The organism is Mesorhizobium sp. PL10 (assembly GCF_053714315.1).
In genome coordinates, this window is record NZ_JBSKBR010000257.1 from 1 (window position 1) to 219 (window position 219).

General features: G+C 58.9%; 1 pseudogene. It reads left to right on the forward strand.

The features are described from left to right. Positions 1-202 (forward strand): annotated as a pseudogene (locus ACWGTO_RS34070) (IS701 family transposase); the annotation flags it as partial. Positions 203-219 lie beyond the last annotated feature (17 nt).

Here is a 219-nt window from a genome sequence, read left to right on the forward strand (position 1 = left end):
TCTGCTCACCACCACCACCACCCCATACGCAGCAGCGTGGTACCGAAAAACCAGCCTGACGTTCAGCGATGCCATCGGCGCCGTCCGCCTCGCAATCTGGATCGGCGACATTAATCAACACTCCCCGCCAAACCGGGAACCAGAGAATATCCCGCCAGAGCGCATCCTGCGAATGGCGCAAGCCCTGTGCTTCACCACCTAAACGTACAAAGTCGAGCT